Source organism: Streptomyces sp. NPDC005141, assembly GCF_053599975.1.
The window spans coordinates 52,165-76,387 of sequence record NZ_JBSFYW010000045.1; the positions used below are offsets into that span (position 1 = coordinate 52,165).

General features: G+C 68.6%; 18 protein-coding genes and 2 pseudogenes. 12 read left to right on the top strand and 8 right to left on the bottom strand.

Going from position 1 to position 24,223, the window contains the following annotated elements; genetic code table 11:
- Positions 1-578 precede the first annotated feature (578 nt).
- Positions 579-3,042, top strand: a pseudogene (locus ACWD68_RS29370) (SpoIIE family protein phosphatase).
- Positions 3,043-3,244: 202 nt separating this feature from the next.
- Here the strand turns inward: ACWD68_RS29370 and ACWD68_RS29375 are convergent.
- A complete protein-coding gene (locus ACWD68_RS29375; protein ID WP_451809477.1) occupies positions 3,245-3,682 on the bottom strand; it encodes a helix-turn-helix domain-containing protein in 438 nt (145 codons plus the stop codon).
- Positions 3,683-3,753: 71 nt separating this feature from the next.
- Positions 3,754-4,578, bottom strand: a complete 825-nt coding sequence (locus ACWD68_RS29380; protein WP_451809478.1) for a helix-turn-helix domain-containing protein — start codon at positions 4,576-4,578, stop codon at positions 3,754-3,756.
- Between the two features lie 293 nt (positions 4,579-4,871).
- On the opposite strand from ACWD68_RS29380, the gene ACWD68_RS29385 reads away from it, so the two are divergent.
- The 3 genes from ACWD68_RS29385 to ACWD68_RS29395 all read left to right on the top strand — a co-directional run bounded on the left by ACWD68_RS29385 (position 4,872) and on the right by ACWD68_RS29395 (position 7,054).
- The gene (locus ACWD68_RS29385) at positions 4,872-5,654 is read left to right on the top strand and encodes an MBL fold metallo-hydrolase (protein ID WP_451809479.1); all 783 of its coding nucleotides are present in this window, start codon (positions 4,872-4,874) and stop codon (positions 5,652-5,654) included.
- A 64-nt stretch (positions 5,655-5,718) separates the two neighbouring features.
- Complete coding sequence (locus ACWD68_RS29390; RefSeq protein WP_451809480.1) at positions 5,719-6,654, top strand: nuclear transport factor 2 family protein; 936 nt, start codon at positions 5,719-5,721, stop codon at positions 6,652-6,654.
- 244 nt (positions 6,655-6,898) lie between these two features.
- On the top strand, positions 6,899-7,054 hold the full coding sequence (locus tag ACWD68_RS29395) for a hypothetical protein (RefSeq protein ID WP_451809481.1): 156 nt from the start codon (positions 6,899-6,901) through the stop codon (positions 7,052-7,054).
- A gap of 95 nt (positions 7,055-7,149) precedes the next feature.
- Here ACWD68_RS29395 and ACWD68_RS29400 read toward each other — a convergent pair whose 3' ends face one another.
- The gene (locus ACWD68_RS29400) at positions 7,150-8,001 is read right to left on the bottom strand and encodes a helix-turn-helix domain-containing protein (protein WP_451809482.1); all 852 of its coding nucleotides are present in this window, start codon (positions 7,999-8,001) and stop codon (positions 7,150-7,152) included.
- Positions 8,002-8,145: 144 nt separating this feature from the next.
- On the opposite strand from ACWD68_RS29400, the gene ACWD68_RS29405 reads away from it, so the two are divergent.
- Positions 8,146-8,904 carry a nuclear transport factor 2 family protein gene (locus ACWD68_RS29405; RefSeq protein ID WP_451809483.1) on the top strand — a complete coding sequence of 253 codons (759 nt, stop codon included), beginning with the start codon at positions 8,146-8,148 and terminating at the stop codon, positions 8,902-8,904.
- Between the two features lie 754 nt (positions 8,905-9,658).
- Here the strand turns inward: ACWD68_RS29405 and ACWD68_RS29410 are convergent.
- Together ACWD68_RS29410 and ACWD68_RS29415 are read right to left on the bottom strand one after the other, a co-directional pair.
- On the bottom strand, positions 9,659-10,645 hold the full coding sequence (locus ACWD68_RS29410) for an IS30 family transposase (RefSeq protein ID WP_451809484.1): 987 nt from the start codon (positions 10,643-10,645) through the stop codon (positions 9,659-9,661).
- A gap of 613 nt (positions 10,646-11,258) precedes the next feature.
- The gene (locus ACWD68_RS29415; protein WP_451809485.1) at positions 11,259-11,855 is read right to left on the bottom strand and encodes a TetR family transcriptional regulator; all 597 of its coding nucleotides are present in this window, start codon (positions 11,853-11,855) and stop codon (positions 11,259-11,261) included.
- Between the two features lie 72 nt (positions 11,856-11,927).
- On the opposite strand from ACWD68_RS29415, the gene ACWD68_RS29420 reads away from it, so the two are divergent.
- From ACWD68_RS29420 to ACWD68_RS29430, 3 genes and pseudogenes are all read left to right on the top strand, one after another.
- On the top strand, positions 11,928-12,755 hold the full coding sequence (locus tag ACWD68_RS29420) for an SDR family NAD(P)-dependent oxidoreductase (RefSeq protein ID WP_451809486.1): 828 nt from the start codon (positions 11,928-11,930) through the stop codon (positions 12,753-12,755).
- A gap of 11 nt (positions 12,756-12,766) precedes the next feature.
- The gene (locus tag ACWD68_RS29425) at positions 12,767-14,194 is read left to right on the top strand and encodes a coniferyl aldehyde dehydrogenase (protein ID WP_451809487.1); all 1,428 of its coding nucleotides are present in this window, start codon (positions 12,767-12,769) and stop codon (positions 14,192-14,194) included.
- Positions 14,195-15,003: 809 nt separating this feature from the next.
- A pseudogene (locus ACWD68_RS29430) lies at positions 15,004-16,488 on the top strand (CocE/NonD family hydrolase).
- A gap of 566 nt (positions 16,489-17,054) precedes the next feature.
- On the opposite strand, the gene ACWD68_RS29435 reads toward ACWD68_RS29430, so the two are convergent.
- Both ACWD68_RS29435 and ACWD68_RS29440 read right to left on the bottom strand, forming a co-directional pair.
- On the bottom strand, positions 17,055-17,972 hold the full coding sequence (locus ACWD68_RS29435; RefSeq protein ID WP_451809488.1) for an alpha/beta hydrolase: 918 nt from the start codon (positions 17,970-17,972) through the stop codon (positions 17,055-17,057).
- Positions 17,973-17,974: 2 nt separating this feature from the next.
- Complete coding sequence (locus tag ACWD68_RS29440) at positions 17,975-19,150, bottom strand: alpha/beta fold hydrolase (protein ID WP_451809489.1); 1,176 nt, start codon at positions 19,148-19,150, stop codon at positions 17,975-17,977.
- A gap of 222 nt (positions 19,151-19,372) precedes the next feature.
- Between ACWD68_RS29440 and ACWD68_RS29445 the strand changes: the two genes are divergently transcribed.
- A complete protein-coding gene (locus ACWD68_RS29445) occupies positions 19,373-20,221 on the top strand; it encodes an MBL fold metallo-hydrolase (protein WP_451809490.1) in 849 nt (282 codons plus the stop codon).
- Positions 20,222-20,257: 36 nt separating this feature from the next.
- Here ACWD68_RS29445 and ACWD68_RS29450 read toward each other — a convergent pair whose 3' ends face one another.
- Positions 20,258-20,851 (bottom strand): CGNR zinc finger domain-containing protein, encoded by a 594-nt coding sequence (locus ACWD68_RS29450; protein WP_451809491.1) that lies wholly within the window; start codon positions 20,849-20,851, stop codon positions 20,258-20,260.
- A gap of 307 nt (positions 20,852-21,158) precedes the next feature.
- On the opposite strand from ACWD68_RS29450, the gene ACWD68_RS29455 reads away from it, so the two are divergent.
- From ACWD68_RS29455 to ACWD68_RS29465, 3 genes are read left to right on the top strand one after another with little or no spacing between them, the layout of a single operon-like run.
- Positions 21,159-21,902, top strand: a complete 744-nt coding sequence (locus ACWD68_RS29455) for a 3-oxoacid CoA-transferase subunit A (RefSeq protein WP_451809492.1) — start codon at positions 21,159-21,161, stop codon at positions 21,900-21,902.
- Complete coding sequence (locus ACWD68_RS29460) at positions 21,899-22,570, top strand: 3-oxoacid CoA-transferase subunit B (protein WP_451809493.1); 672 nt, start codon at positions 21,899-21,901, stop codon at positions 22,568-22,570. Before ACWD68_RS29455 ends, ACWD68_RS29460 begins: the two co-directional genes overlap by 4 nt.
- A 1-nt stretch (position 22,571) precedes the next feature.
- Positions 22,572-23,738 carry a thiolase family protein gene (locus ACWD68_RS29465; RefSeq protein ID WP_451809494.1) on the top strand — a complete coding sequence of 389 codons (1,167 nt, stop codon included), beginning with the start codon at positions 22,572-22,574 and terminating at the stop codon, positions 23,736-23,738.
- The last annotated feature ends 485 nt before the right edge of the window (positions 23,739-24,223 follow it).

A 24,223-nucleotide genomic window follows, 5' to 3' on the forward strand; every position in this document is an offset into this window, starting at 1 on the left:
AACATGCCAGAACCTCGACGAGGCTCTGGCATCTTCGGCTCGCGGGACCCGCCCCGCACCGAGTTGCCGCACCCATCTGGCAACTGTGCCCCCCGTTCCCCGATCCAGGGCTCTCCAGGCGAATGCCAGTCCTCGAACCGTGGAGACCCTTCTATGCAGCCAGCTCCTCGCTGAGTCGGCTGGGGCTTACATGGGGATGTGGGCTGCGACCCTGCCCATGGACTGGAAGACGCCCAGCTTGGGGCAGGCGCGGCGGAACTTCCGTGAGACCTACTCGCTGCCGCGGGTCGTATGAAAATGACGCCTCACACGGTCCCGCTGCGGGGGGCCGCGGCCATGTGCAGGGCAGCCACGACCAGGCCGGCATTGTGCCGCTCTCCCATCGCGTAGCCGAGCAGGCGGCGAGAGAACAGGTCGATGACCGTGGACCCGCTACGCGTCGTTGTCCCGCTGGGGCGCTCTTGGACCAAGCCGCAGGACGGGAGGACAATGGCTTAGATTCAACGATCCGCTGCCCGAGGTATGCGCGGACTGCGGATCGCGGACAGCGGATCTCCGTGAGAGCGAGATGAGCGATCATGGGCCAGCGCATCGCCGCTGACTGGGCGACGCGGCCGCTCGCAGAGGTGGACGGCGAGGCGCTCACGGTGCGCGTCACCGTCGATGAGCACGCCACCGTGACCGGGTGGAACACCGGGGCCGAGCAGTTGCTGGGATACTCGGCTGCTCAGACCGTGGGGCGCTCAGCGGCCGATCTGCTGGCTGAGCCGATCCCGGAGCAGGACTTGCGATCCCTCGCGGAGCTGCCGAGATGGCACGGGAAGCTCTCCGTCCGGCACCGTGACGGCCGGCGGCTGGAGATCAAGGTCCTCGCGCACCACAGGACACCGGAGAGCGGTACCCGCGAGTGGTTCCTGGTGTCCGCCCTGGCCCCGAAGCAGCCCCGGCCTTCCGACGACGCCCTCGTGAGCTGGAGCTTCGCCCAGTTCCCTTCCTGTGCGCAGGCGCTGTACGACACCAGTCTCCTGCTGCGGCGTGTCAACGACGAAACGGAACAGATCCTGGGCCTCACCGAGGACGACATGCGCGGACTGCACCTCGACGAGATCTGGGACAGCCCGGACGCTGATCAGCTGGCACAGGGCCTGGTGCGTGTGTTGGAGACCGGCGAGCCGCAGTACCGGGAGCACTTTCTGCGCGCCCCCGGTGAGAGGCGCGAGCACGCCTGGTCGACCGTTCTGTCGCCGCTGCGGGACCAGGTGGGCGAACTGCGCGGCGTCTGCCACACCGCGCGCGACATCACGGAGCAGTACTGGGCACGCAAGCGGCTCCAGCTGATCGCCGAGGCCGGCCGGCGCATCGGCACCACCCTCGATGTGATGCGGACGGCGCAGGAGCTGGCGGACGTGACGGTCCCGGAACTCGCCGACTTCGTCACCGTCGACCTGCTGACCTCCCTGGACGACCCGTACGAGCCGCCCCCGGCAGGTGTGCCCGCGGCCGGCCATCTCGTGCTGCGGCGCGTCGCCCACCAGTCCGTGACCCCGGGCATCCCTGAGGCGGTCCTGGGCCTGGGGGACGTGGACGAGTACCCGGAGGGCTCCGCACCGGTCGAGAGCCTGCGCTCGGGGCGGCCCGCGGTGCACCGGACGACTGACTCTGCGGTTGCCGAGTGGGTCGCCCGTGACCCGGCCCGCATGTCCAAAGTCAGTGAACTCGGCCACCCATTCGGTGATGACCGTGCCCCTGACGGCACGCGGAACCACACTGGGCGTCGCCGTCTTCGTCCGCTACCACCTTCCCGAGCCCTTCCAACAGGACGACCTGGTGCTGGCCGAGGAGCTGGCGGCCCGGGCTGCCATCTGCATCGACAACGCCGTCCGCTACACCCGAGAACGCGGTACGGCGGTGATGCTCCAGCGCAGCCTGCTGCCGCAGGGGCTGCCCGAGCAGGCGGCGGTGGAGATCGCCTCCCGCTACCTCCCGGCCGGCGCGCACGTCGGCGTGGGCGGCGACTGGTTCGACGTGATCCAGCTGTCCGGGGCGCGGGTGGCCCTCGTCGTCGGCGACGTCGTCGGCCACGGCATCCGAGCCTCCGCGACCATGGGCCGCCTGCGTACGGCCGTCCGCACTCTCGCCGACATCGACCTGCCCCCCGACGAGCTGCTCACCCACCTCGATGACCTGGTGGCCCGTCTGTCCACCGAGGAGGAGAACGCCCAGCCGACCGGCCGGTACCCGGAGATCGGCGGTGAGGTCGGCGCGACCTGCCTGTATGCCGTGTACGACCCGATCTCCCGGCGCTGCTCACTCGCCAGGGCCGGACATCCGCTTCCGGCCGTGGTGAGCCCCGACGGCACCGCCGAACCCGTCGACCTCCCGGCCGGCCCCCCGCTGGGGCTGGGCGGCCTGCCCTTCGAGGCAGCCGAGATCGACCTGCCCGAGGGCAGCCTGCTCGCCCTCTACACCGACGGCCTGATCGAATCCCGGGACCGCGACATCGACGACGGCCTCCACCGGCTCTGCCACCTGCTCACCCAGCCGGCGCCCTCCCTGGACGCCCTGTGCGACACGGTGCTCGCCGATCTCCTGCCCCAGCGCCCGGCCGACGACGTCGCGTTCCTTCTCGCACGCCCCCACGCACTCGACGCCTCCCAGGTCGCCACATGGGAGATACCGGACGACCCCTCCTTCGTCGCCCAGGCCCGCAAGGACGCGGTGGCACAGGTCGAGGCCTGGGGGCTGGACGACGCCGTCTTCGTCACCGAACTGGTCGTCAGCGAACTCGTCACCAACGCCATCCGGCACGGGGAACCTCCGATCCAACTCCGCCTGATCCACGACAAGACCCTCATCTGCGAGGTCTCCGACGGCAGTAACACGGCTCCCCACCTCCGACGCGCCCGCACGTACGACGAGGGCGGCCGCGGCCTGCTCCTCGTCGCCCAGCTGACCCAACACTGGGGCACCCGCCAGAGCACCCGGGGCAAGACCATCTGGGCGGAACAGACATTTGAGCCGATCCCGTCCGGCCACTTCTGACCCGCGCGGTCACTTCTTCCTCATCGCCGTACGCGAAGTGGTCGACGAGCGGACGCACCGTCCCTTTTAACCGACCTCGTTCGTCGACCCGCCCATCAGGAACAGCGCAGTCACCAGCGCCGGCTTGTGCCCCACCCGATCGCCGAAGTGCCCGAACACGTGCCGCCCAGCGGCCGTGCCAGGAATCCGATGGCGAACGTCCTCACATCAACATGTCCGAGCGCGTGCCCGCCGCAGCTGAATGCGTCCTGCGGTAGGTGGCGGGGTTGGTCCCGAAGCGGGACTTGAACGCCCGGGAGAAATGGGAAGCATCCTTGAACCCGACGCGCAGCGCGATGCTGCTGATGCTCTGGGCGTCGTATCCGCCCCCCACCAGCATGGCGCGGGCGCGATCGAGGCGCAGGGCGTAGAGCCATGCGCGCGGTGCGGTGTCGGCCTCGCGGAACAGCTCATGCAGATAACGCAGTGAAAAACCCAGGTCGTGGCTGGCGGCCAGCAGCGTGAGGCCGGGGTCGTGGAGCCGGTCGGCGAGGTGGGCTTTGGCCCGGCGAAGATCACGTCGGTGAACGGCCGCACTCGCTTTCCCGGCGGCGAGGTCGGCCCAGTCAGGTTTTGGCCCAAGGGATGGAATCCGTTGCACGTGACTCCAACGGGCCGGCGCCCGGAGCAGCCCTCGCCGAACTCGTTCACACAGTCAGGTGGCGTGGGCGGCTACGCAGGCGGTGACGCACGTTGGGAGGCGCGGAAGGCCAGGGGGGTGCGGCCGGTGTGGCGTTGGAAGAACTTGCCGAAGTGGGTGGCGCTGGTGAAGCCGAGGTGGGCAGCGATGGTGGAGGCGGGTTCGGTGCCGTGGGCGAGGAGCCGCTTGGCCTCCAGGGCGAGGCGCTGGTCGAGGTAGTCCTTGGCGCTGAGGCCCGCTGCGGCCTGGGTGGCACGGGTGAGGGTGCGGGTGGAGTAGCCGAGTTCCCGGGCGTAGTCGTCGATGCGATGAGTGCGGGAGAAACCTCGTTCGACAGCGTCGCGGAAGCGCAGGAAGGGCTCGGGGGCGGATTCCACAGCCTGGCCGTGCTGCCGCAGGTGGGCCAGGCGCAGGAGTACGACGTCGAGCAGGCGGTGCAGCAGGGCGGTGTGCGCCGGCAGCGGATGGCGGCCGGACTGGGAGAACTCCGCGGCCAGTTGCTCGGCCGCAGCTGCCAGTACGGGGGCCTCCGAAGGATCGGGGCTGTACAAGGGCATCGGGGCGGTGCCGGTGCCGAGTCCGGCCAGTTCCGCGGTCTCGGGAGCGACGAAGTCCTCCTGGAAGAAGATCAGGACGGCCTCGGCCTGGTCAGGGTTCTGCCACTGGTGCACCTGGCCGGGCCGGATCCACAGCCAGGAACCGGGCGGCAGTACGTACCCGGTGAAGTCGACGCGGTGGCGCAGGGTGCCGGCGGTGACCAGCATCAGGGCGTGGAAGTCCGCCCGGTGCGGGGTGGCGATTTGCCAGGGCCAGTCACGGGTGCGGTCGCGGAAGTCGGCCAGGGTCATGACCTCCATGCCCGCCGGGGTTCCGGCAGGAGGATGGAAACCCACCTTCGGCAGGCCCGTCTCCCGCCGACCGGACCTCTGCCGCGCTTGTCGCCTGTGGACCATCACGAGACCGCAGCGTACCTCGCACGACCTCCGGTTCCGTCCCAGTATGGAGTTGTTCCAGGGACGCGGGCCCGTGGGGATGGAAAGCCGGCCGTGTCCGTTGCAGCCGATAGTCGGTCGTGAGCCGGCCATCAACAATCTGCCCCTCCCCGCGTCGCCTCATCACCGCTCATCCGCATTCCGACAGGAGCACAGTCATGCACGGCACCCTTACGGTCATCGACAAGGGCCAGGTCCGCATCCACAGCTACGTCTCGCCCGAGGACGGCCTGGGCGTCACCACCCAGCTGATCGAGACGCCGTCGCGCATCATCGCCGTCGACGCGCAGTTCGTCCTGGCCTACGCCGACGAGGTCGTCGCCTACGCCCAGAGCCTGGGCAAGCCGCTCGACCGCCTCGTCATCAGCCACGCGCATCCGGACCACTACCAGGGCGCGGCCCGCTTCGGCGTCCCCGTGCACGCGCTGCCGGAGACCACCGCGGAGATCGTCGCCATGGGTGCCAAGACGGACCTGCCCACCGGCGCCGAGATCCCGCTCGCCGACATGACTCCGACCGTGGAGATCGCCCCGGGCAGCGAGGTCATCGACGGCATCCCGTTCATGTTCGAGAAGGTCACCGGCGGCGAGATCCACACCACCCTCGTGATCAAGCTGCCCGAGGAGGGTGTCCTCGTCGCTCAGGACGTCGTCTACAACCACACCCACCTGTGGTTCCTGGACAAGGACTTCGACGGCTGGCAGGCCAACATCGACCGCTTTGCGGCCGAGACCGAGTACGACACCATCCTGCCCGGCCACGGCGAGCCGACCACCCCGGCCGTCTGGGCCGAGCTCACCGACTACGTCCACGCCGGCCGGGAGCTGCTCGGTGACGACGGAGACGCCTACAAGAAGGCCATCACCGAGCGCTACCCCGACTACCAGGGAGCAGCCCTCATCGACGTCGCCAACGCCTACATGTTCGGCCCCAAGAACTGAAGTCCGCTCCGACCTTCCAGCAAACCGCCCGAGTCCCAAGAGAGGGAACAACGTGACTTCCCACATGTCCAGCCGGCGCATGGCCACCCGTCGCGCCTTGCTCGCCACGGTCGCCACGTCCGCCCTGCTGGGCGCCGTGACCGTACCCGCCTTCGCCTCGCCGCCCGTCAGCGCCGGTCACGCCATCGGGCACGTCGACGGCGGCGCCCGGCTCGACTACCAGAAGACCGTTGCCGTACGCGTCCTCAAGGAGGCGTTCGAGCGGGGTGACACTGAGGTCGTGGACAGGTTCGTGCGAGCCGACTACATCCAGCACAACCCCCTCGCGTCCAATGGCGCCGAGGCGTTGAAGAACTTCGCTGCCGGGTTGCATCAGCAGTTCCCCGACACCAAGTACGACATCAAGCGGGTCATCTCCGAGAACGACCTCGTCGTGGTGCACTCCAACCTCGTACTGACGCCGGGAAGTCGAGGCTCGGCCGTATTCGACATTTTCCGGTTCCAGGACGGCAAGATCGCCGAGCATTGGGATGTGCTTCAGGACGTCCCCGGCAGCAGTGTCAATGGCAACGACATGTTCTCCACCATCAGTCGGCCGCAGACCGGGCAGCCTGGTCCTCGATGGCTCACCGCCTCCAACAAGAAGCTCGTCACCAAGGCGTTCGACCGGCTCATCGTCGACAAGGATCTGTCCGCGCTCGACACGTACTGGAGCGCCGGGTACCACCAGCACAATCCCGGCATCGCGGATGGTCTGGCCGGTGCGCGAGACGGCCTTGGGGCGTACTTCCGGGCGTTCCCGCAGCTGGCCGTCTCCCGCAAGCGCGTTGTCGCCGAGGGGGATCTGGTCGCCGTCCACAGTCACTACGTGAACGCGCCCGGCGAGCGCGGGCAGGCCGTCGTGGATCTGTTCCGCGTACAGGGCGGGAAGATCGTCGAGCACTGGGACGTGCTTCAGGACGTGGCGGCCACTTCCGCCAACGACAACACGATGTTCTGAATCTGAGGGGCGTTCAACGAAATCAGAACGCCCCCTGACGGCCCTCAGCGAGCCGCCCATCGGTCCGTCCGGGTGCCCCGGCCAGCTCGCCCGGACACGCGTACGGAGCTCACCGCAGGGGCCGACGGCTGAAGGCAGTCCGCCAGGTCGGTGATGCACGTCCGCAGTCGGCGGCCAGACGGGGAGCACCAGCGCCGCGCCCGCCCCGCTCGCGGCGCCTCCCATCGGCGTGCTCCTGGCCGTCGTGGAGGAGTTCGACTTCAACGCTTGTCCGAAGCTGCCCGCGGCCCAGATCCGCGAATTGGCCGCCCTGCCCAAGGACCTCGGCGTGCTGGTCAACCGCCGCATCCGCCGACGCGAAGCCTCGAGAACATTCCGGCCGGGCGACTTCGGGCTCTGATCTCCTCGGCGACCGGGTGGATTTCGGAGTCGACTCGTTTCGCCACGCCCTTGCCGGAAGAGGGAGCCGAATCCGCAGGACGCACGACCGCAGCGTCAGGGCTCACCTTGCGGACGTGGGACCTGCCGGGCCGCGTTCCTGAACTGGATCGGGCTCTGTCCGGCTCGGGACTGAAAGTATTTGTTGAAGTTGGTGGCACTGCTGAAGCCGAGGTGTGCGGCAATACGGACGGCGGGCTCGTCGCTGTGGGCCAGGCGGCGCTTGGCCTCCAGCATGACTCGTTCGTCGATGAACCCCTTGGCGCTGGTGCCGACCGCGGATGCGGTTGCCCTCGTGAGCGTGCGCGGGGAGTAGCCCAGGTTTCTGGCGTAGTCAGCGACCTCACGGGTTTTGGCGAAGTCACGCTCGACCGCCTCGCGGAATCGGCGGAAGGTGTCACTGTCCTCCGTGGTGCTGGGAAGCCCACCCGGCTGGTCGGCCAGCCGGAGCACCAGCACGGACAGCAGGTGTCGCAGGACGGCGATGTGCACGTCGAGCGGACTGTCGCCGACGGCACCGAACTCGTGACAGAGGTGCTCGATCGCCAGATCGACGCCGTGGTCGTCGACGGCGTCGTACTGCACCGGGCTGCCCGGCGTCTCCAAGCGCGCCGCGACCACCGTGGCCGGATCGAGGAAGTCGCTTTCGAAGAGCACGAGATGCCCCTCGACCTCGCCCAGATCTCCCCACCTCTGGACCTGACCCGGACGGACCCACAACCAGCTACCGGGGCTCGCGTCGTACGTGGTGAAGTCGACCTCCTGTTTCAGCGTCCCGCTGACCGTGGTGATGAGGTGGTGGAAATCGGGGCGCTGCGGCGTGACCCCGCCGCCCCCACGCCGCCGGAACTCGGACAGTGACATCACCTCGACGCCGGCCGGAGTGCCGACGCGCGCGTTGAAGTCCACCCTCGGGATGGCATCGCGCTCACGCTGTCCGATATTGACCATCACGAGGCCCGAACTTACCGCAGGACCGGCCCTATACGTACCTACGTTGATCTCAGAACCACAAGCCGCCCACCGGGGCCACCAGCACAAGGAATGACGCACATGAGCGACAACAAGACCACCGTCCTCACCGCACTCAAGGAGCTTTTCGGCGACAAGGACGTCGCCGCCGTCGACCGGTGGGTCGCTGCCGACTACCGCCAGCACAGCTCGGCCGCGCCTGACGGCCCCGAAGGTCTGCGCGGGCTGATCGGGTCACTCACCGACGACGTCCGTCACGAGGTCGTACGGGTCATCGCCGAGGACGACCTGGTCGCGGTACACGGCGTCTACTACGGATTCGGCCCGGACCCGATGGTCGCCTTCGACCTGTTCCGCGTCGCAGACGGCAAGCTCGCCGAGCACTGGGACGGCCTCACCCCCCAGGTCACCAAGACCGTCTCGGGCCGCTCGCAGGTCGACGGCCCGGCGGAGGCCAGCGACCTCGACAAGACTGACGCCAACCGTGCCTTGGTCATCGAGTTCGCCGAGAAGGTCCTCAAGGGTCAAGACTTCTCCGTGCTGACCGACTTCGTCTCCACCGAGCAGTACGACCAGCATCACCCGGAGATCGCTGACGGGCTTGACGGGCTCGGCGCCGCCGTTGCGGCGTGGGCCGAGCAGGGCAAGAACGTCGTCTACGGGACAGTTCACCGTGTGATCGCCGAGGGCAACTTCGTGTTGGTGGTCGGCGAGGGCGAGTTCGATGGGCCGGTCGCGTACTGGGACCTGTTCCGTGTCGCCGATGGCAAGATCGTCGAGCACTGGGACATCGTCCCCGCCATCCCGGACACCCTGCCGCACGACAACGGCCTGTTCTGATCGCCGGACCCGAGAGATGACGGCGACGGGCACACCCGCGCTCGCCGGAAAGACCATCGACCTCAGCTTCGACGACGGCGCAGCTTCGCAACAGCTAATACGGAGGCCCGGCTGTCAAGTGGGCATACGGATGCCGACTGGATGCGCGGGCGCCAGTCCTGGTCGCGCTGGTGTGAGGGCCGGTGGGTGACCGCGTGTGGTGAGGCGTGTCGGTCGACGCGCGGTCAGGCTGATGTGCGCGGGTCGGGTACCGCGTGACCGGTTACGCGTCGGGAGTTCCCGCGGGTCCAGGGGCGAGCGTGGCCCTGTCGGCTGTGGACGTGACTGCTCATAGCTGTGCCGCGGGTACTCCTCGCGCTGCCTGTCCCGTGCCGGTCTCCCAGCGGCTGCTTGTCGGGCCGCGGGGTCAGGACGGCTCGTCCATGGCGGCGAGGCTCCAGCACCATCCGGCCAGTTCGCGGGCCACGGCCACGGCGGCAATGGTGGGCTGTTTGTCACGGGCGTCGAAATTGCTTCCACCGCTGGTTACGACGCCGGTTGCCCCGCTCGGCCCGGTCCCGGACGGCGGCCCGCTGACTGGCCTGGCGGCGCAGCAGCTCGTGGCCCGGACGGTACTGCTTGCGGTGGTGCCAGGACGCCTGCACCAGCAGCCGGCGGGCATGACTGCTGCCGTGTCGGCGACGGGTGAATCGTGACCCAGTTCCGACGCCTGGGTTCTAAGGTGAATTCGCATGATCGTCGCAACGTTGCAGGCTCATGGTGCCAGAGCGGCGGCGAATGCCTGGGCGGGGGTCTGCCAATCCAGGGTCTTTCGGGGTCGGTTGTTGAGTCGGTCTTCGATGGCTCGGAGGTCTTCGACGGAGTGGACGTTGAGGTTGGTGCGCTTGGGCAGGTACTGGCGCAGGAGACCGTTCGTGTTCTCGTTGGTGCCGCGTTGCCAGGGGCTGGCGGGGTGGGCGAAGAACACGCCGTCGGTGAAGTACGGGGCGATCTCGTGGTGTTGGGCCATCTCTGAGCCTTGGTCCCAGGGCAGGCTGCGACGGGCGTGTGCGGGGAGCTCGCTGACCGCGGCGATGAGTGCGTCGCGCAGGTGGGCGGCTGAGTGTCCGTCGGGAAGCGCGACGATGCGCAGGTAGCGGGTGCGGCGGTCCACGAGGGTGGCAACGGCGGACTGGCTGCGGACGCCGACGACCAGGTCGCCTTCCCAGTCTCCCAGGCGCTGGCGGAGCTCGACCTCGGACGGCCGCTGGTCGATCAAGAGGGCAGGTGCCACGAAGCGGGGCATGCGCTGGCTGGCGCGGCGTCGCTGTTTGCGCAGCGGGCGACCGGTGCGGAGTTTCCTGGTCAGGGTCCTGCTCAGGCCGTCCTTGGCGCCCTGGTAGAGCGCGCGGTAGATGCTCTCGTGACACAGGTGCCGCTCGGGCCGCTCCGGCCAGCGTCTGCGCAGATGCTCGGCGATCTGTTCAGGGCTCCACTCCAGATCCAGTTTGGCCTGCACCTCGGCACGCAGCTCAAGGTCCGTGGCCAGCTTCGCCCGGCGCGGCCGCCCGGAGCGTTCGCGGCAGCGATGGTGGGCCAGGTCCGCGTCGTATCGGCCGTAGTCGTGCGGCCGGCTGTTACGCCGCAGTTCGCGGCTGACCGTGGCACCAGGCCCCGATAACCGATGGTGGCACCGGTACCGGTGCCAGTCGCCGACCTCGACGGCCAGGCCGAAGGCGGTCAGCGTGCTGACCCCGCGCAAACACCCCCAGCCGCCCTACCACCGGCGCGAACGGCGAGGGAGCGGCCATCTGCTCGATGGCGCACTCGGACAGTCGCTCACCTCCCCGGTCCGGGCGCTGCCGATGCAGTCACAACCGCACTCGAGCCACTGAGTTCCTGCACGCGTGTGAGCGAACCAGACGGCTCAGCTGGCCTGCCCGGTGCATGGGGGGTGGCGTCAGGCGTTGGTGTCGTCGTGGCCAAGGCTGCCGCCCCGTTCACGGGTGACTCAGAGACTGATCAGGTCCGGTCGATGCGAGCGCGCTGACTCGGTTCTCCTGCTCGCGGCGGGCCGGCCCTGCCACCCCCTGGTCGAGCGCGGCCGGCTACAGGTCGGCGACGCGAAAACAGCACCGGCACGGGCCGGCCCCGGAGTCCTGGCTCGTATGACGGCACCCACACGGTGGACATCGACGGCGAGCTCGCCGAGCTCGATGCCGACGGCCACCGGCCGCTGCGCCTGCCCGTCCGGGGACGACCTCCGGTTGCGCGGCTCACGGTGGCCCAACCCTTCGGTCCTGCCGGGCGCGGTCAGGCGGTTCGGGCCCTGGTCCCTACGGCGACGAGCGTGGTGGTGCTGGATGCGGCCGTTTTCAGGTGGGGCGGCGGACGGCCTGCACGGCGGTGTCGTAGAGGTCGAACATGTCGGCCTGTCCGCCCAGCCGTACCCATTCCTCGTTGGCTGCCTGCATGCAGACGATCGCTGCGGCCGCGATCGCGCGGGCCTGCAAAGTGCGACGCTCGGAGTCGGGCAGTCGCGGCTCGATGTGCGGTGCGAACAGGTTCTGCCAGCGGGCTTGTTTCTCGGTGTGTCCGGCGCGCAGGGAGTCGTTGCCGAACAGCAGTGTGATGAACTCCAGGCGCCCTTCGGCTGTTATGTCGATCTCCTCGAGCACCTGGAACGCCGCGCGCAGCGCCGTCCAGGGATCCTCGTCGGCCGGGCGCTCGGCGAGGCGTGCGGCGATCAATTCGCCCTGTTCGTCCAGGCCGCTGAGCGCGAGGTCCTCCTTGTTGCGGAAGTAGTTGAACAGGGTCCGCCGGGAGACGCCCGCGGCGGCGGCGACCTCGTCGAGGGTCGTGTTGTCGAAGCCCTTGGCGCCGAACAGCTCGATGGCGGTCCGGGCCAGCAGTGAGCGAACCACGGAGCGGGTCTGTTCCCGGATGGGGGAAGGGGCCGGTTTCTGAGTCATGCACCGATGGTACGCCGTATCACTTGATGCAGATACTTGCACTCAGTGCAAAACCGTGCGTAGAGTGAACCCATGAGCAAAATCGACTACCACCGCCAGACCGTCATCGTCACCGGCGCCAGCTCGGGCCTCGGCGCCGAATTCGCCCGCCAGCTGGCCCGCCGCGGCGCGAACCTCGTGCTGGTCGCCCGCCGGGCGGACCGGCTCGAGAGCCTGGCCGCCGAACTCACCCACGCCCACGGCGTCACGGTGACCACCGTCGCCCGCGACCTCGGCAAGCCCGACGCCGGCCGCACACTGCGCGCCGAACTCGAGTCCCGCGGCATCCACGCCACCGGACTGGTCAACAACGCCGGCTTCGGCACCCACGACGCCTTCAGCGACGAGGACCCCGATCGCCTGCAGAGCATGATCACGCTGAACATCAGCGCGCTGGTCGACCTCAGCCGCGCCTACATCGACCCGCTGACCTCCGCCGACACCGGCCTCCTGATCAACGTCGCGAGCCTGCTGGGCTTCCAGCCGACCCCCTACATGAGCGCGTACGGCGCCACCAAGGCCTTCGTCCGCAACTTCACCGAAGCGCTGTGGGAGGAGACCCGCGGCACTAACCTGCGCGTCCTCGCCGTGAACCCCGGCGCCACCCGGACCGAGTTCTACGACGTCGCCGGCGGCACCGCCGACTACGGCACGAAGCGGACCACCCCCGAGCAGGTAGTGAAGATCGCCCTCGACACGCTCGACCGCCGGTCCGCGCCCCCGTCGGTGGTCACCAACGGCAAGGCGGTCGCACTCCTCGGAAGGCTCCTGCCGCGCCGCTCGATGGTCCGGCTCATGGGCTGGATGGACCGACGCCAGCGCCCGCAGCACCCCGCCCCCGCCGCCCTCGTCAACAGCTAAGGAACACCGTCATGACCATCGCCGACATCACCGCACAGCCCACCGACGCGGAGCGCTTCCAGCACATCCTCCAGGTCCAGCGCGCCGCCTACCTCCGCGACGGAGCGCCCTCCCTGGAGGCCCGTCGCAGCGATCTGATCAGGTTCAGGGCGGCGCTGCTCGAGCGGCGCGGCGACATCGAGGAGGCGATAGACGCCGACTTCGGACATCGCTCGCGACACGAGAGCGCGCTGATGGAACTCGTGGGCGTCGTGCAGGGCATCGACTACCTGCACCGCAACCTTCGCCGATTCATGCGCCCGACCCACCGCCACATCGAGCTGCTGCTGCGTTTCGGCAGCAACCGCATCCAATACCAGCCGCTCGGCGTGGTCGGCGTCATCTCGCCGTGGAACTATCCGGTCAACCTGTCGCTCATGCCCGCCGTCACCGCGATCGCCGCCGGCAACCGCGTCATGCTCAAGCCGTCGAAGCTGACCCCGGCGACGAACGCGGTGCTCGCGTCGATGCTCAGCGAGCTCTTCCCGCCGGAGCAGGTCACGATGGTCAGCGGCGACGGCTCCGCGTTCTCCTCACTGCCCTTCGACCATCTCGTCTTCACCGGCAGCACCGAAGTCGGCCGTGCCGTCATGAAGGCGGCCAGCGACCACCTCGTCCCCGTCACGCTGGAACTCGGCGGCAAGTCCCCGACCATCGTGGCCAAGGGACACGTCCGGGACCAGGCCGTGTCAGACATCGTCTTCGGCAAGCTCCTCAGCGGCGGGCAGACCTGCATCGCCCCCGACTACGCCCTGGTGCACGAATCCGAGATCGACGCCTTCATCGCCACCTACGACAGACTGGTGAAGGCCGCCTACCCCGACGGCCCCACCAGCGACGACTACACCTCGATCATCGACGACAAGCAGTACAGGATCCTCACCGACCTGATCGAGGACGCCCGCGCGCACGGGGCGCGGATCATCGAGGTCGGACACCGGCCGGGCGACGCGGCCCGCCGTCCGCACACCCTCGCGCCGACCGTCGTGCTCGGCGTCACCGACGACATGCGCATCGCCCACGAGGAGATCTTCGGCCCCATCCTGCCGATCTTCGGCTACCGCGACATCGACGACGCCATCGACTACGTCAACGCCCGGCCGCGCCCGCTCGCCCTCTACTACTTCGGCGACAACGGCCCCGAGCGGCGCAGGGTCCTCGACCGCACGACCTCCGGCAACGTCACCGTCAACGGCACGATCATGCATGTCGCGCAGGACGACCTGCCCTTCGGCGGCGTCGGCGCCAGTGGCATGGGCAAGTACCACGGCGTCGAAGGATTCCGCACCCTCAGCCACCCCAAGGGCATCCACGTACAGGGACGCTGGAACGCCACCCGCATGCTGCACGCCCCCTTCAGCAAGCGCACCGAACGTCTCCTCAACTTCTTCCTCCGATGAAGAAGGCACCACCGGCACCCGCAGGCAGAGAAGAGCACCACACGCACAAGTGCGGCCGGCCGTTCGTCGAGACGGATCGACGGATCGACGGATCGACGGATCGACGGATCGATGAAATGGTGTTCACTCCAAGCCCTCCGCGAGGAAGCCACCGATGGCTGATCGACCTCGTTCTCGTCAACCCGGGAATGACCGCGCGGCCGACGTTCGGGCATTGCGCGCCGAAGCCGTCACCAATTCCTGACCTGGGCCGAAACGGTGGCGTCCGCACAAGACGGCGTCCGCCGGACACACTTTGGGCTCAGTGTGTGTCTCCGGACCACCTGCTGTCGGCCACGGTCGCAAAGGCGCACCGCGAACCCGACGGGGAGATCACAGCCGGGCCCGCCACTGGGGCAGCAGACCTGCAGTGGCGCGTGCGCCACTGCTGCCGGAGCAGCCTGGCGGGCCAACTGACGGCCTCGCCACTGCCGAGCGGTCAGCGCAGGTATGCGCAGTCGCGTTGGCGCCGAAGGCGAGGCGGTCCACCAGTGCCGGTATCCCGCAGCCGCCGCCACATCCGTTCCTTCGCGCACAACGAATGCGGGAGACGTGATCTCCTCGACTCCGCTCCCGCCGGGACCGGTGACAGCGCCCCGGATCATCAAGGGCAGCGGCAAGAGTCGTACCGGCCCCGATGGCCGCGAGCCCGAACCGGGCTGCACGACCAAGGTAATGGGCGACTGGCAGGCCGATCGACCCCGCTGCCCGGCCGTACGCCGTGGGCTGTCAGCGGGTTTCGCCGGCGGCTTCGGAGTGCAGCGGAAGGCGTGCGCACTCCGTACGAGCGCGGCTTTCCCGGCGACGTGGAGGCGCGGGTCTACGCGGGCTGCGGGTATCACGTCGTGCTGCAGAGCTGCCGCGGCACGTTCGGCGCCACGGGAGACTTCTACCCGATGGCGAACGAGGCCGACGACGCTCAGGACGCGGTGGCCTGGCTGCGGACCCAGCCGTGGTTCGACGGGCGGCTGGCGACCTCCGGGGGTTCGTACGTGGGCTGGACCCAGTGGGCGCTGCCGATGGATCCGCCCACTGAACTGCGTACGTGCTTGATCGCCGTCGCCCCGCACAACATGTACGAGGCGGTCTACGGAGGCTGAGCGTTCCACGTGGGCGACTTCTTGCACTGGGCAGCGATGTTGATCAACCAGGAGCGATTCACCGGACTGCGGGCTGCGGCCCGGGCCCTGGCGATGAAGCGACGGCTGGCCCCGGTCTTCGACGCCCTCCCGTTGGCCGACGCGGCCGACACTGCGACCGAGCGCCGCGCGCCGTGGCTTCGGGAATGGCTGACGACCCCCGACTCCAACGACCCGGTGTGGGATCGGCTCAAGCTCGACGAGGCTCTGCAGCGGGCGAACGTTCCGGTGCGGCTCACCGCAGGCTGGCAGGACCTCTTCCTCGACCAGACCCTGCACCAGTACCAGTCGCTGCGTACTCGCGGGGTCGACGTCTCGCTCGCTGTCGACCCCTGGACCCACAACGAGCTGGCCCTGAAGGGCATGGGGCACCTGCTCCGCGGCAGTCTGGAATGGCTGGAGACACACCTTGCCGACGAAGCGCCGGCCCAGCCACGGTCCATACCCCCGGTCGAGGTGTACGTCACCGGACAGGGCGCCTGGCGACACCTGGCCGAATGGCCACCGGCGGCGGGCGAGACCGTGCATTACCTGCAGCCGGGCGGAAGACTTCTGGTCGACGAGCCCAGCGGTGGTGCGCCGTCCACGTATGTCTACGACCCGGCGAACCCCACCCCGACCCTCGGCGGCCCCCTTCTCTCCCTCGACAGCGGAAGCAAGGACAACGCGAAGCTGGAGAGCCGCTCCGATGTGTTCACCTTCACCACCGACCCGCTGACGGCACCGCTGGAGATCAAGGGAACACCGGTCGTCGAGCTGGCGCACGCCAGGAGCAACCCGCACGCCGACGTCTTCGTACGGCTCTGCGACGTCGACTCCAAGGGCGTGTCCCGCAACTTCACCGAAGGATTCCTCCGGCTGGACCCCACCTCGTCCATCGACCAGGCGCAGACCGTGCGCGTGTGGCTGGACGCCTGCGCCCACCAGGTCAAGGCCGGCCACCGGATCCGTCTGCTGATCGCCAGGGGCTCCCACCCCCGATACGCACGCAACGAGGGCACCGGTGAACTGCCCGGCACCGGAAGCGAGTTGCGGCCGTGCACGCACGCCATCCACCACGACGCCGGCTCGTTGTGCCGCGTGATCCTGCCGAAGCTCTCCGCGTATCACGAGTAGTCATGTCAACTGAGAGCCGGCGAGCCAAGCTGTCGCGCCGTGCTCGCCAACACGAGGGTGGATGTGGGCGGTTTCTGGCGTGCTTGCGATCGCGGTGAAGCCCGGTTCCAGGCCTGCGCTCAGGCCGTGATGGTCAGACCGGAGACGCCGGTGATCTGCTCCGGGACAGCGATGCGAACGGTCATCTTGGCTCCGTAGGCGTGCGCGGTCATGTGCGCTGCGTGTGGGCTGGTATCTGTTCTGTCGGTCACTACCACCCGCCGAGCATGTTCAGGACGTGTCGCCCTGATCAACGGCTCGCAACACCGGTACCACTGTTCGCAGTTCGTCTAGATGAAGGCCTCGTCCAGATGCGATGCGCTCGAGCATGAGCCCCTCGACCTAGCGGAAGCTGAGCGGGATGTGGTGGTACACCCTATGTGGGGAGATCACCTCGACCGGATACCGATGCCCCTGTACGACGGCCACATGCTCCCCGACGGCCCGGTCGACGGCGGGCACCGCGTGACAGGGCGCGGTCACCTGCTGGGGAGGCGGTGCCGGCAGCAGCCGGAACCGCCTCCGTTTCACGAGCCGGTCGACGCCGTGTCCGGGGCGAGGTGGGTGCGGAACCACGACAGCGCGGCCCCGCTGGATTCCTCGAAGTGCACCTTGTACGCGTCGAAGTGCCCGCCGGGCAGCAGCACCAGCTCCTTCGGGGCCAGCGCGCGCTCGAAGGCGGCGAGCTGGATGTCGGCCGGGACCACCGTCTCGCCGGTCTCGACGATCATCATGAGCGGCTTGGGTGAGACCCGGGAGATCCATACGCCCGGCTCGTACAGCCGCGCGGCCCGGCTGGAGCGCAGCGTCACCGTGTTGTTCTCGCGGCCCGGGGGAACCAGGTCGTGGTAGAAGCGCACGGCGTCCGGGCTGTTGTACAGGGCCGGGTCGGTGGGATCGTCGCCGATGGAGGTCTGGTACGGCAGTTCACCGCCGGCGGCCAGGGCGCGTTCGGCGTCGGCCTGGGCGAGCTCGAAGGCGGCGATGCGCTCCGGCGGGACCTTGCGCTGCCACTGCTCGAATCCGCTGATGGTGGGCACCTGCGACACCACGGCCTTGATCCGCACGTCGGTTGCGCCGAGCACGATCGCATGGCCGCCCGAGAAGCTCGAACCCCACACCCCGATGCGGTCCGCGTCGACCTCCGGACGGGCCTCCAGGAAGCTGATCGCGCGGCGCCAGTCCGCGATCTGACGCCACGGGTCGACGTCGTTGCGGGGCTCGCCGTCGCTGGCACCGAACGTGCGGTGATCGTGGATGAGGACCACGAAGCCGGCGTCGGCGAACTTGCGCGCGTACGGGTCGAGGCCCATCTCCCGGTTGGCGCCGAATCCGTGCGCCATCGTGATCGCGGGGCGCGGGCCCTTGGCGTTCGGCAGGTAGAGCCAGCCGCGTAGCGTCACGCCCCCGTCCGCCGTGAACTCCACGTCGATGCGTTCAGTCATGGTCACTTGCCTTCCGTGAAGTCGAAGTACTCGGCGGGGACGAGGCCGGCCTCGACGAGGGGGCCCCCGACCTTCGCGTTGATCTGCAGCACGGCGCCGATGGGCCGGTGGTGAATGGCGATCTCCGTGATGAGCCCCTCGTCATCACGCGTGAGGATCGTGATCCCCTTCATCTGGAAGCCACCGAACGCGGCGGCCTCCCACTCCAGATACGTCCGCGGGCCGTCCTGCGCCTTCCGGACGAACTCGAGCCGTTCGTACACGGAGCTCACCGCGGTCATGAGGGCCTCGACGTGTTCCTTGCGCTCGACCGGCTTGGCGAGCGCGCTGGCCTCCATCCTCACGTTCGGTGAGAGCGCCGCCGCGAAGGAATCCTGGGTGCGCTGCTCGAACGCGCTCGTCCAGGCCTTGGTCGGGCGGCCGTCGGCGGGGTTGGAGACGATCTCCTCGACGACTGTGGTGATGGCGGCGGCGACCGCTGCCGGGTTCTCGGCGTGCGCCCAGTGACCTGCGCCGGGAATCGTCTGCGTGGTGGCGTCGGGGAATCGGGGCGCAACATACGCGGAGACGATCTCTTCTGTGACGAAGGGGTCGTTCTCGCCGCGCAGGACGGTGACGCTGCCGTGGAACTTGCTGGGCTGCTGTCCGTCCGGGTGGCCGTTGTTCCATGCCGTCGCCGTGTCGGAGATCGTCGACGGGTCGACGTGCAGTGTCACCTTGGCGAGCCGGTCATTTTCCGCGGCCGGGAAAGCGGTGGCGAGCGCGCCGCGGAAGGCGCGCTGCGCGTCGAGTCCGAGATCCGGTGCCTGGAAGGGGGCGATCTGCTCCGGGGGCAGGTGAGTGCCCGCCAGCGGGATCGGGTTGACCAGGACGAGCGAACGCACCTGCTCGGCAAGGCGAGCGGCGGCGAGCTCGGCGATCTGGCCTCCCATGCTGTGGCCGACGAGCACGACGGGGCCCTCCGTCGCGCGCACGACGCTCTCGAGGTCGTCGGCCCAGCGGGCGAGCGTGAACGGCCCGTGATCCGAGGCGCGCGCACCCATGCCGGCGAGCTCGAACGCGATCGAGGGGATCGACCGTTCGTCGAGGACGGTGCGGACGTTGTTCCAGATGGCGCCGTCGTCCAGGTATCCGTGGACGAGCACCACTGTCGGCGCCTGCGTCGCTGGGCTGTTCATCTCGTGTCTCCTTTGACGATCGCTCTCTTGCGGCGACGAACCGGAGCAGGGGGCTCTCGAGGTCCTTGGCCGACGCGAGCTCTATGACGTAAGCATAGGGTCTATGCTTGCGTCAATGTGTCATCGCTCTGTGATCGACGGAATGAGGATCGGGCCGTCCGGCTCCCTCTGCGTTCCGGCCGGAGTGGGAGCGACCACCCGAGAATCCGAGGAGTCCACCAAATGACGTCGAACGCCTTGACCTACGCCGTACACATCGCGGACGGCATGCCGACCACCAACTCCGACGTGCCGCCCGATCAGGGCGAGCGTGCCTGGTCACCGACGTCGAGCACCCTCATCTCGAACGAGGGAGAGGCACTGCTGGTGGATCCGCTCTTCACGATCGCGCAGTCGGAGGGCCTGCTGCAGTGGCTCAGCGAGCGTGACGCTCCGCTGACGAGCGTGTACGTGACACACGGCCACGGAGACCACTGGTTCGGCCTCGGAGCCGTTCTGCAGCAGTACCCCGGTGCGCGCGCCTACGCGCTGCCCGAGGTCGTCGAGGACATGGCCTACCAGTCCTCGCCCGAGGTCCTCAAGGCGGTCTGGCACGCCTGGTTCCCCGAGCAGATCCCAGAGCGACTCGTCCTCGCCGAACCGCTTGAGAGCGAGATCCTGGCTGTGGGCGGGGCGGAGGTCCGCCCGGTCCGCCTGGGGCACACCGACAGCGACAACACCACCTGCCTGCACGTGCCCGACCTGGGGCTGGTCGTCGCGGGCGACGTGATCTACAACAACGTGCACCTCATGCTCGCCCAGTCGGACGCGGACGGGCGAGACGAGTGGCTGAGGGCTCTCGACACGGTCGAGGCGCTGGCGCCGACCGCGATTGTCGCGGGCCACAAGGATCCGGCCGCCGATGACGATCCGCGCCACATCGAGGAGACCCGCCGCTACATCCTTGATTTCAACAGCGGGGTGCGTCGCACCGGCAGCACCCTCGAACTCTACGAGTACATGCTGGAGCGTCACCCGTCGCGCATCAATCCTGGCGCGCTCTGGGGCTCCTGCCGGGCCGCGAAAGGCTGAGTAGTCGGCGGTGTCGTTCGGGCGGCCTGCGGCGCGCTACGCGCGCGCGGCCGCCCGACGCTGCCGTGAGGCCCGAAGGTTCACGGCGTTGCCGCAGATGCGCACGTCGTGCCAGGCGCCGTTGTTGGGGTTCGTGCCGTCGTAGAAGGCGACCGAGCAGACCCGGTTACGGCACATCTTCAAGCGACGCCACGTATCCGTCAGCTGGGCGTTCGTGATCTCGTTGAGCACGGTCGCGACGACCCATCCGACGTCCTTGCCGCGCGGTGCCAGCGAGAAGACGCCGGCGGCGTCAATGCGCACCTCCAGCGTGCCGCTCACCCCCTTCGGTGCGGATCGGACCGGAGCGTCGCGAACCGCGCCCGACACCGTCATCTGCAGCGACGCGCGTAGCTGCTGAAGCCGCACCAGCCCGGGCTCGTCGACCTCGATCGCCGGCGCCTCCGCCCCGGTGCGCCGACTCCATTCGTCCAGTGCGCCGGAGAGCCACGACGTCGCGGAATCCGGCGTCGAGAGCAGGTCCTCGAGCGCGGGCTTGCCGGCGGCGCGGGTGTTCAAGACCTCCTGAACGAGGACGAGCGGTCCGGTGGCGATGCGGTCCGTGTAGCGCTCGCTCGCGAGTTCAGACATAGGCATAGCTTATTAGCTCCAGTCTTCATTGGCGAGGAGAGCGGGGGCGCCACCGAAAAGACCCTAACGGCGACGCCGCCCGTTCGTCGCACCAGAGAGTGCGCGGTGCCGCGTGGTGACCGTAGGGCCGGGGGCGCTGCACCTCACGCTCATCGAGCCTGACCGAGGCGACCATGGTGTGATATGACATAAGCATAGCGGCTATGCCTACGTCGAATGGTGTCGATCGTCGTGCACCGTCACCAAGCGGGCCGGCCATGTGAAATCGCTGGAGAGGTCGCGCGATGCTCGAACGCGTGGAGGAACAATGATCGACAAGACCGTCGAGGACACCGCAGCTGCTGTCTCGGGCATCCGTGACGGCGCCACCGTGATGATTGGTGGATTTGGCCGCGCGGGCCAGCCGGTGGAGCTGATCGACGCGCTCATCTCCCATGGCGCACGCGACCTGACCGTCGTCAACAACAACGCAGGCAATGGCGACGCGGGTCTTGCCGCGCTTCTTGCAGCGCGAAGGGTACGGAAGATCATCTGCTCGTTCCCAAGGCAGAGCGACTCGTGGGTGTTCGACGGTCTCTACCGCGCGGGGGAAATCGAGCTGGAGCTCGTGCCGCAGGGGAATCTCGCCGAACGCATCCGCGCCGCGGGCGCGGGTATCGGCGCGTTCTTCTCGCCGACGGGCGTCGGTACGCACCTCGCGGAGGGTAAGGAGGTGCGCACGATCGATGGCCGCGACTATGTGCTCGAGTACCCGATCCGAGCTGATGTCGCCTTGATCAGCGCCCTGCGGGCCGACCGCTGGGGCAACCTTGTCTACCGCGAGACCGCCCGCAACTTCGGCCCGATCATGGCGGCCGCGGCGGCCACCACCATCGCCCAGGTCGACCAGATCGTGCCCCTCGGCGACATCGACCCCGAGACCGTTGTGACGCCCGGCATCTTCATCGACCACGTCGTCGCGGTGGGAGAACGCCGATGGCTCGACGAAGGCGTGTTCGTCGGCGGCGTCGACATCGAGGGGAGCCCGCTGGCGCAGGAGGAGAGCCGATGAACACGCGCATCAGCCGCACGGACCTCGCTCGTCGCATCGCGGCCGACATCCCCGAGGGATCAGTCGTGAACCTCGGTATCGGCGCCCCCACCCTTGTGGCCAACTACCTGCCGGACGACGTCGAGATCGTCCTGCACACCGAGAACGGAATGCTCGGCATGGGGCCCGCACCCGAGCCCGCCACCGTCGACCCCGACCTGATCAACGCCGGCAAGCAGCCAGTAACCGCGCTGCCGGGCTCGGCGTACTTCCACCACGCCGACTCCTTCGCGATGATGCGCGGCGGACACCTGGACGTGTGTGTGCTCGGCGCGTTCCAGGTGTCAGAAACCGGCGATCTCGCGAACTGGTCGACCGGCGAGCCAGACGCGATTCCCGCCGTCGGCGGAGCGATGGATCTCGCGATCGGCGCGAAGTCGGTCTACGTGATGACCGACCTGCTAACCAAGCAGGGCACGCCGAAACTTGTCGCCGCCTGCACCTACCCGCTGACCGGAGTGCGCTGCGTGACCCGCATCTACACCGATCACGCGGTGTTCGATGTCACGCCCGAGGGACTGCGCGTGCGCGAGACGTTCGGCGACAACACCGTGGGCTCCCTGGCCGCACTGACCGGACTCAACCTCGCCGACGTCACCGACGCTGCGGCACCCCTGAGAGGTAACTGACATGCCCGCGAGCTTCGTGTACGACGCCGTTCGTACCCCCTTCGGACGCTACGGCAAGGCCCTCGCCGACGTGCGCCCCGACGACCTCGCCGCGGTCGTCATGCGCGCGACCGTCGAGCGCACCGGCCTTGACCCCGCGCGCATCGACGACGTGATTTTCGGTGATGCGAACCAGGCTGGCGAGGACAACCGCGACGTAGCCCGCTTCGCCGCGCTGCTCGCCGGCTTCCCCACCTCGGTCACGGGAGTCACGGTCAACCGCCTGTGCGGGTCCTCGGTCGAGGCCGTCATCCAGGCGTCGCGAGCCGTCGAGGCAGGAGACGCCGACATCGTGCTCGCGGGCGGCGTGGAGTCGATGAGCCGCGCGCCGTACGTCGTCGAGAAAAGCACCAAGCCCTTCCCCGCGGGCAACCAGACGATGTGGAACACGTCGATCGGATGGCGCATGGTCAACCCGCGCCTGCCGAAGGAATGGACGATCTCCAACGGCGAGACCGCCGAGAAGCTCGCCGGCATCCACCGGATCTCACGTGAGGAGCAGGACGCGTTCGCGGCGCGCAGCCATCGCCTGGCCGCCCGCGCATGGGCAGACGGCATCTTCGACCGAGAGATCGTCCAGGTCGACGGCCACCACCTCGTCCGCGATGAAAGCATCCGCGACGAATCCACCGTCGAGGTGCTCGCCGGCTTGCGCCCGGTGTTCGCCGCCAACGGCACGGTGACCGCCGGGAACTCCTCGCCCATCAACGACGGCGCCTCCGCCGTGCTCGTCGCCCGAGAGGGTGTGCTCGACGGTGAACCCCTCGCCCGCATCGCCGCCCGCGTGGCGTTCGGCAACGACCCCGACATCTTCGGAGTCGCTCCCGTCGAGGCGGCCAACCGCGCACTCGCCCGCGCCGGGCGTACATGGGCCGACGTCGATCTGGTCGAGCTGAACGAAGCCTTCGCAGCACAGTCGCTCGCCTGCCTGCGGCTGTGGAGCGACCTCGACCCGACGAAGGTGAACGGGCACGGAGGGGCGATCGCGATGGGGCACCCACTCGGTGCGTCCGGAGGGCGCATCATCGGTCGCGCGGCCCACGAACTCGCCCGCCGAGGCAGCGGCATCGCAGTCGTGGCAATCTGCATCGGCGTCGGCCAAGGCCTCGCCGTCGTACTCGAGAGGTGAAGGTCGGTCGAGCCACGGGCCGGAGCCCGTCGCAGCGTCTTTGCACCGAGCGATAGGCGGCGACACTGGCTATCCCGTCGGCACAGCCCTGGCGGTGGCCTTCAGCGATTTAGCCGCCCGCCGATGGGGCTGGAACACGATCGACGCCGTGTGAACAGCGGTCCTGCCGGATGTGATGACCGGTGTGTCCGAGTCGTTCTTGCCTTCACGGACCTGGGCGGCATCGTCATCGTGAACCGGCCCCTCTACACCTCGCTCTACGTGTGCAAGGCGCATGCTTCACGCGGGATCCTCAAAGCTCCGCTGGGGCAGAACCTCCGCATCGATCTCGGCACTCTCGAGGATGCGTTCTGTCATGTGCGTGCGCGAGGCAAGAGGGCGGTCTAGCTGCAATGCCGTTGCTTTTGTCGTGGGCGTAGGCTGGTTGGCAGTGGGTTCCGGGGGTGGTTGGGGTGGCTGCGAGCGCGTCGGACTTATCGGGTCTT

Bases quoted from the DNA above. Each gene is read 5' to 3' on its own strand.
- ACWD68_RS29380 (WP_451809478.1), bottom strand. From the start codon at position 4,578: ATGGAGGTCATGACCCTGGCCGACTTCCGCGACCGCACCCGTGACTGG.
- ACWD68_RS29385 (WP_451809479.1), top strand. From the start codon at position 4,872: ATGCACGGCACCCTTACGGTCATCGACAAGGGCCAGGTCCGCATCCAC.
- ACWD68_RS29390 (WP_451809480.1), top strand. From the start codon at position 5,719: ATGTCCAGCCGGCGCATGGCCACCCGTCGCGCCTTGCTCGCCACGGTC.
- ACWD68_RS29405 (WP_451809483.1), top strand. From the start codon at position 8,146: ATGAGCGACAACAAGACCACCGTCCTCACCGCACTCAAGGAGCTTTTC.
- ACWD68_RS29415 (WP_451809485.1), bottom strand. From the start codon at position 11,855: ATGACTCAGAAACCGGCCCCTTCCCCCATCCGGGAACAGACCCGCTCC.
- ACWD68_RS29420 (WP_451809486.1), top strand. From the start codon at position 11,928: ATGAGCAAAATCGACTACCACCGCCAGACCGTCATCGTCACCGGCGCC.
- ACWD68_RS29425 (WP_451809487.1), top strand. From the start codon at position 12,767: ATGACCATCGCCGACATCACCGCACAGCCCACCGACGCGGAGCGCTTC.
- ACWD68_RS29435 (WP_451809488.1), bottom strand. From the start codon at position 17,972: ATGACTGAACGCATCGACGTGGAGTTCACGGCGGACGGGGGCGTGACG.
- ACWD68_RS29440 (WP_451809489.1), bottom strand. From the start codon at position 19,150: ATGAACAGCCCAGCGACGCAGGCGCCGACAGTGGTGCTCGTCCACGGA.
- ACWD68_RS29445 (WP_451809490.1), top strand. From the start codon at position 19,373: ATGACGTCGAACGCCTTGACCTACGCCGTACACATCGCGGACGGCATG.
- ACWD68_RS29450 (WP_451809491.1), bottom strand. From the start codon at position 20,851: ATGTCTGAACTCGCGAGCGAGCGCTACACGGACCGCATCGCCACCGGA.
- ACWD68_RS29455 (WP_451809492.1), top strand. From the start codon at position 21,159: ATGATCGACAAGACCGTCGAGGACACCGCAGCTGCTGTCTCGGGCATC.
- ACWD68_RS29460 (WP_451809493.1), top strand. From the start codon at position 21,899: ATGAACACGCGCATCAGCCGCACGGACCTCGCTCGTCGCATCGCGGCC.
- ACWD68_RS29465 (WP_451809494.1), top strand. From the start codon at position 22,572: ATGCCCGCGAGCTTCGTGTACGACGCCGTTCGTACCCCCTTCGGACGC.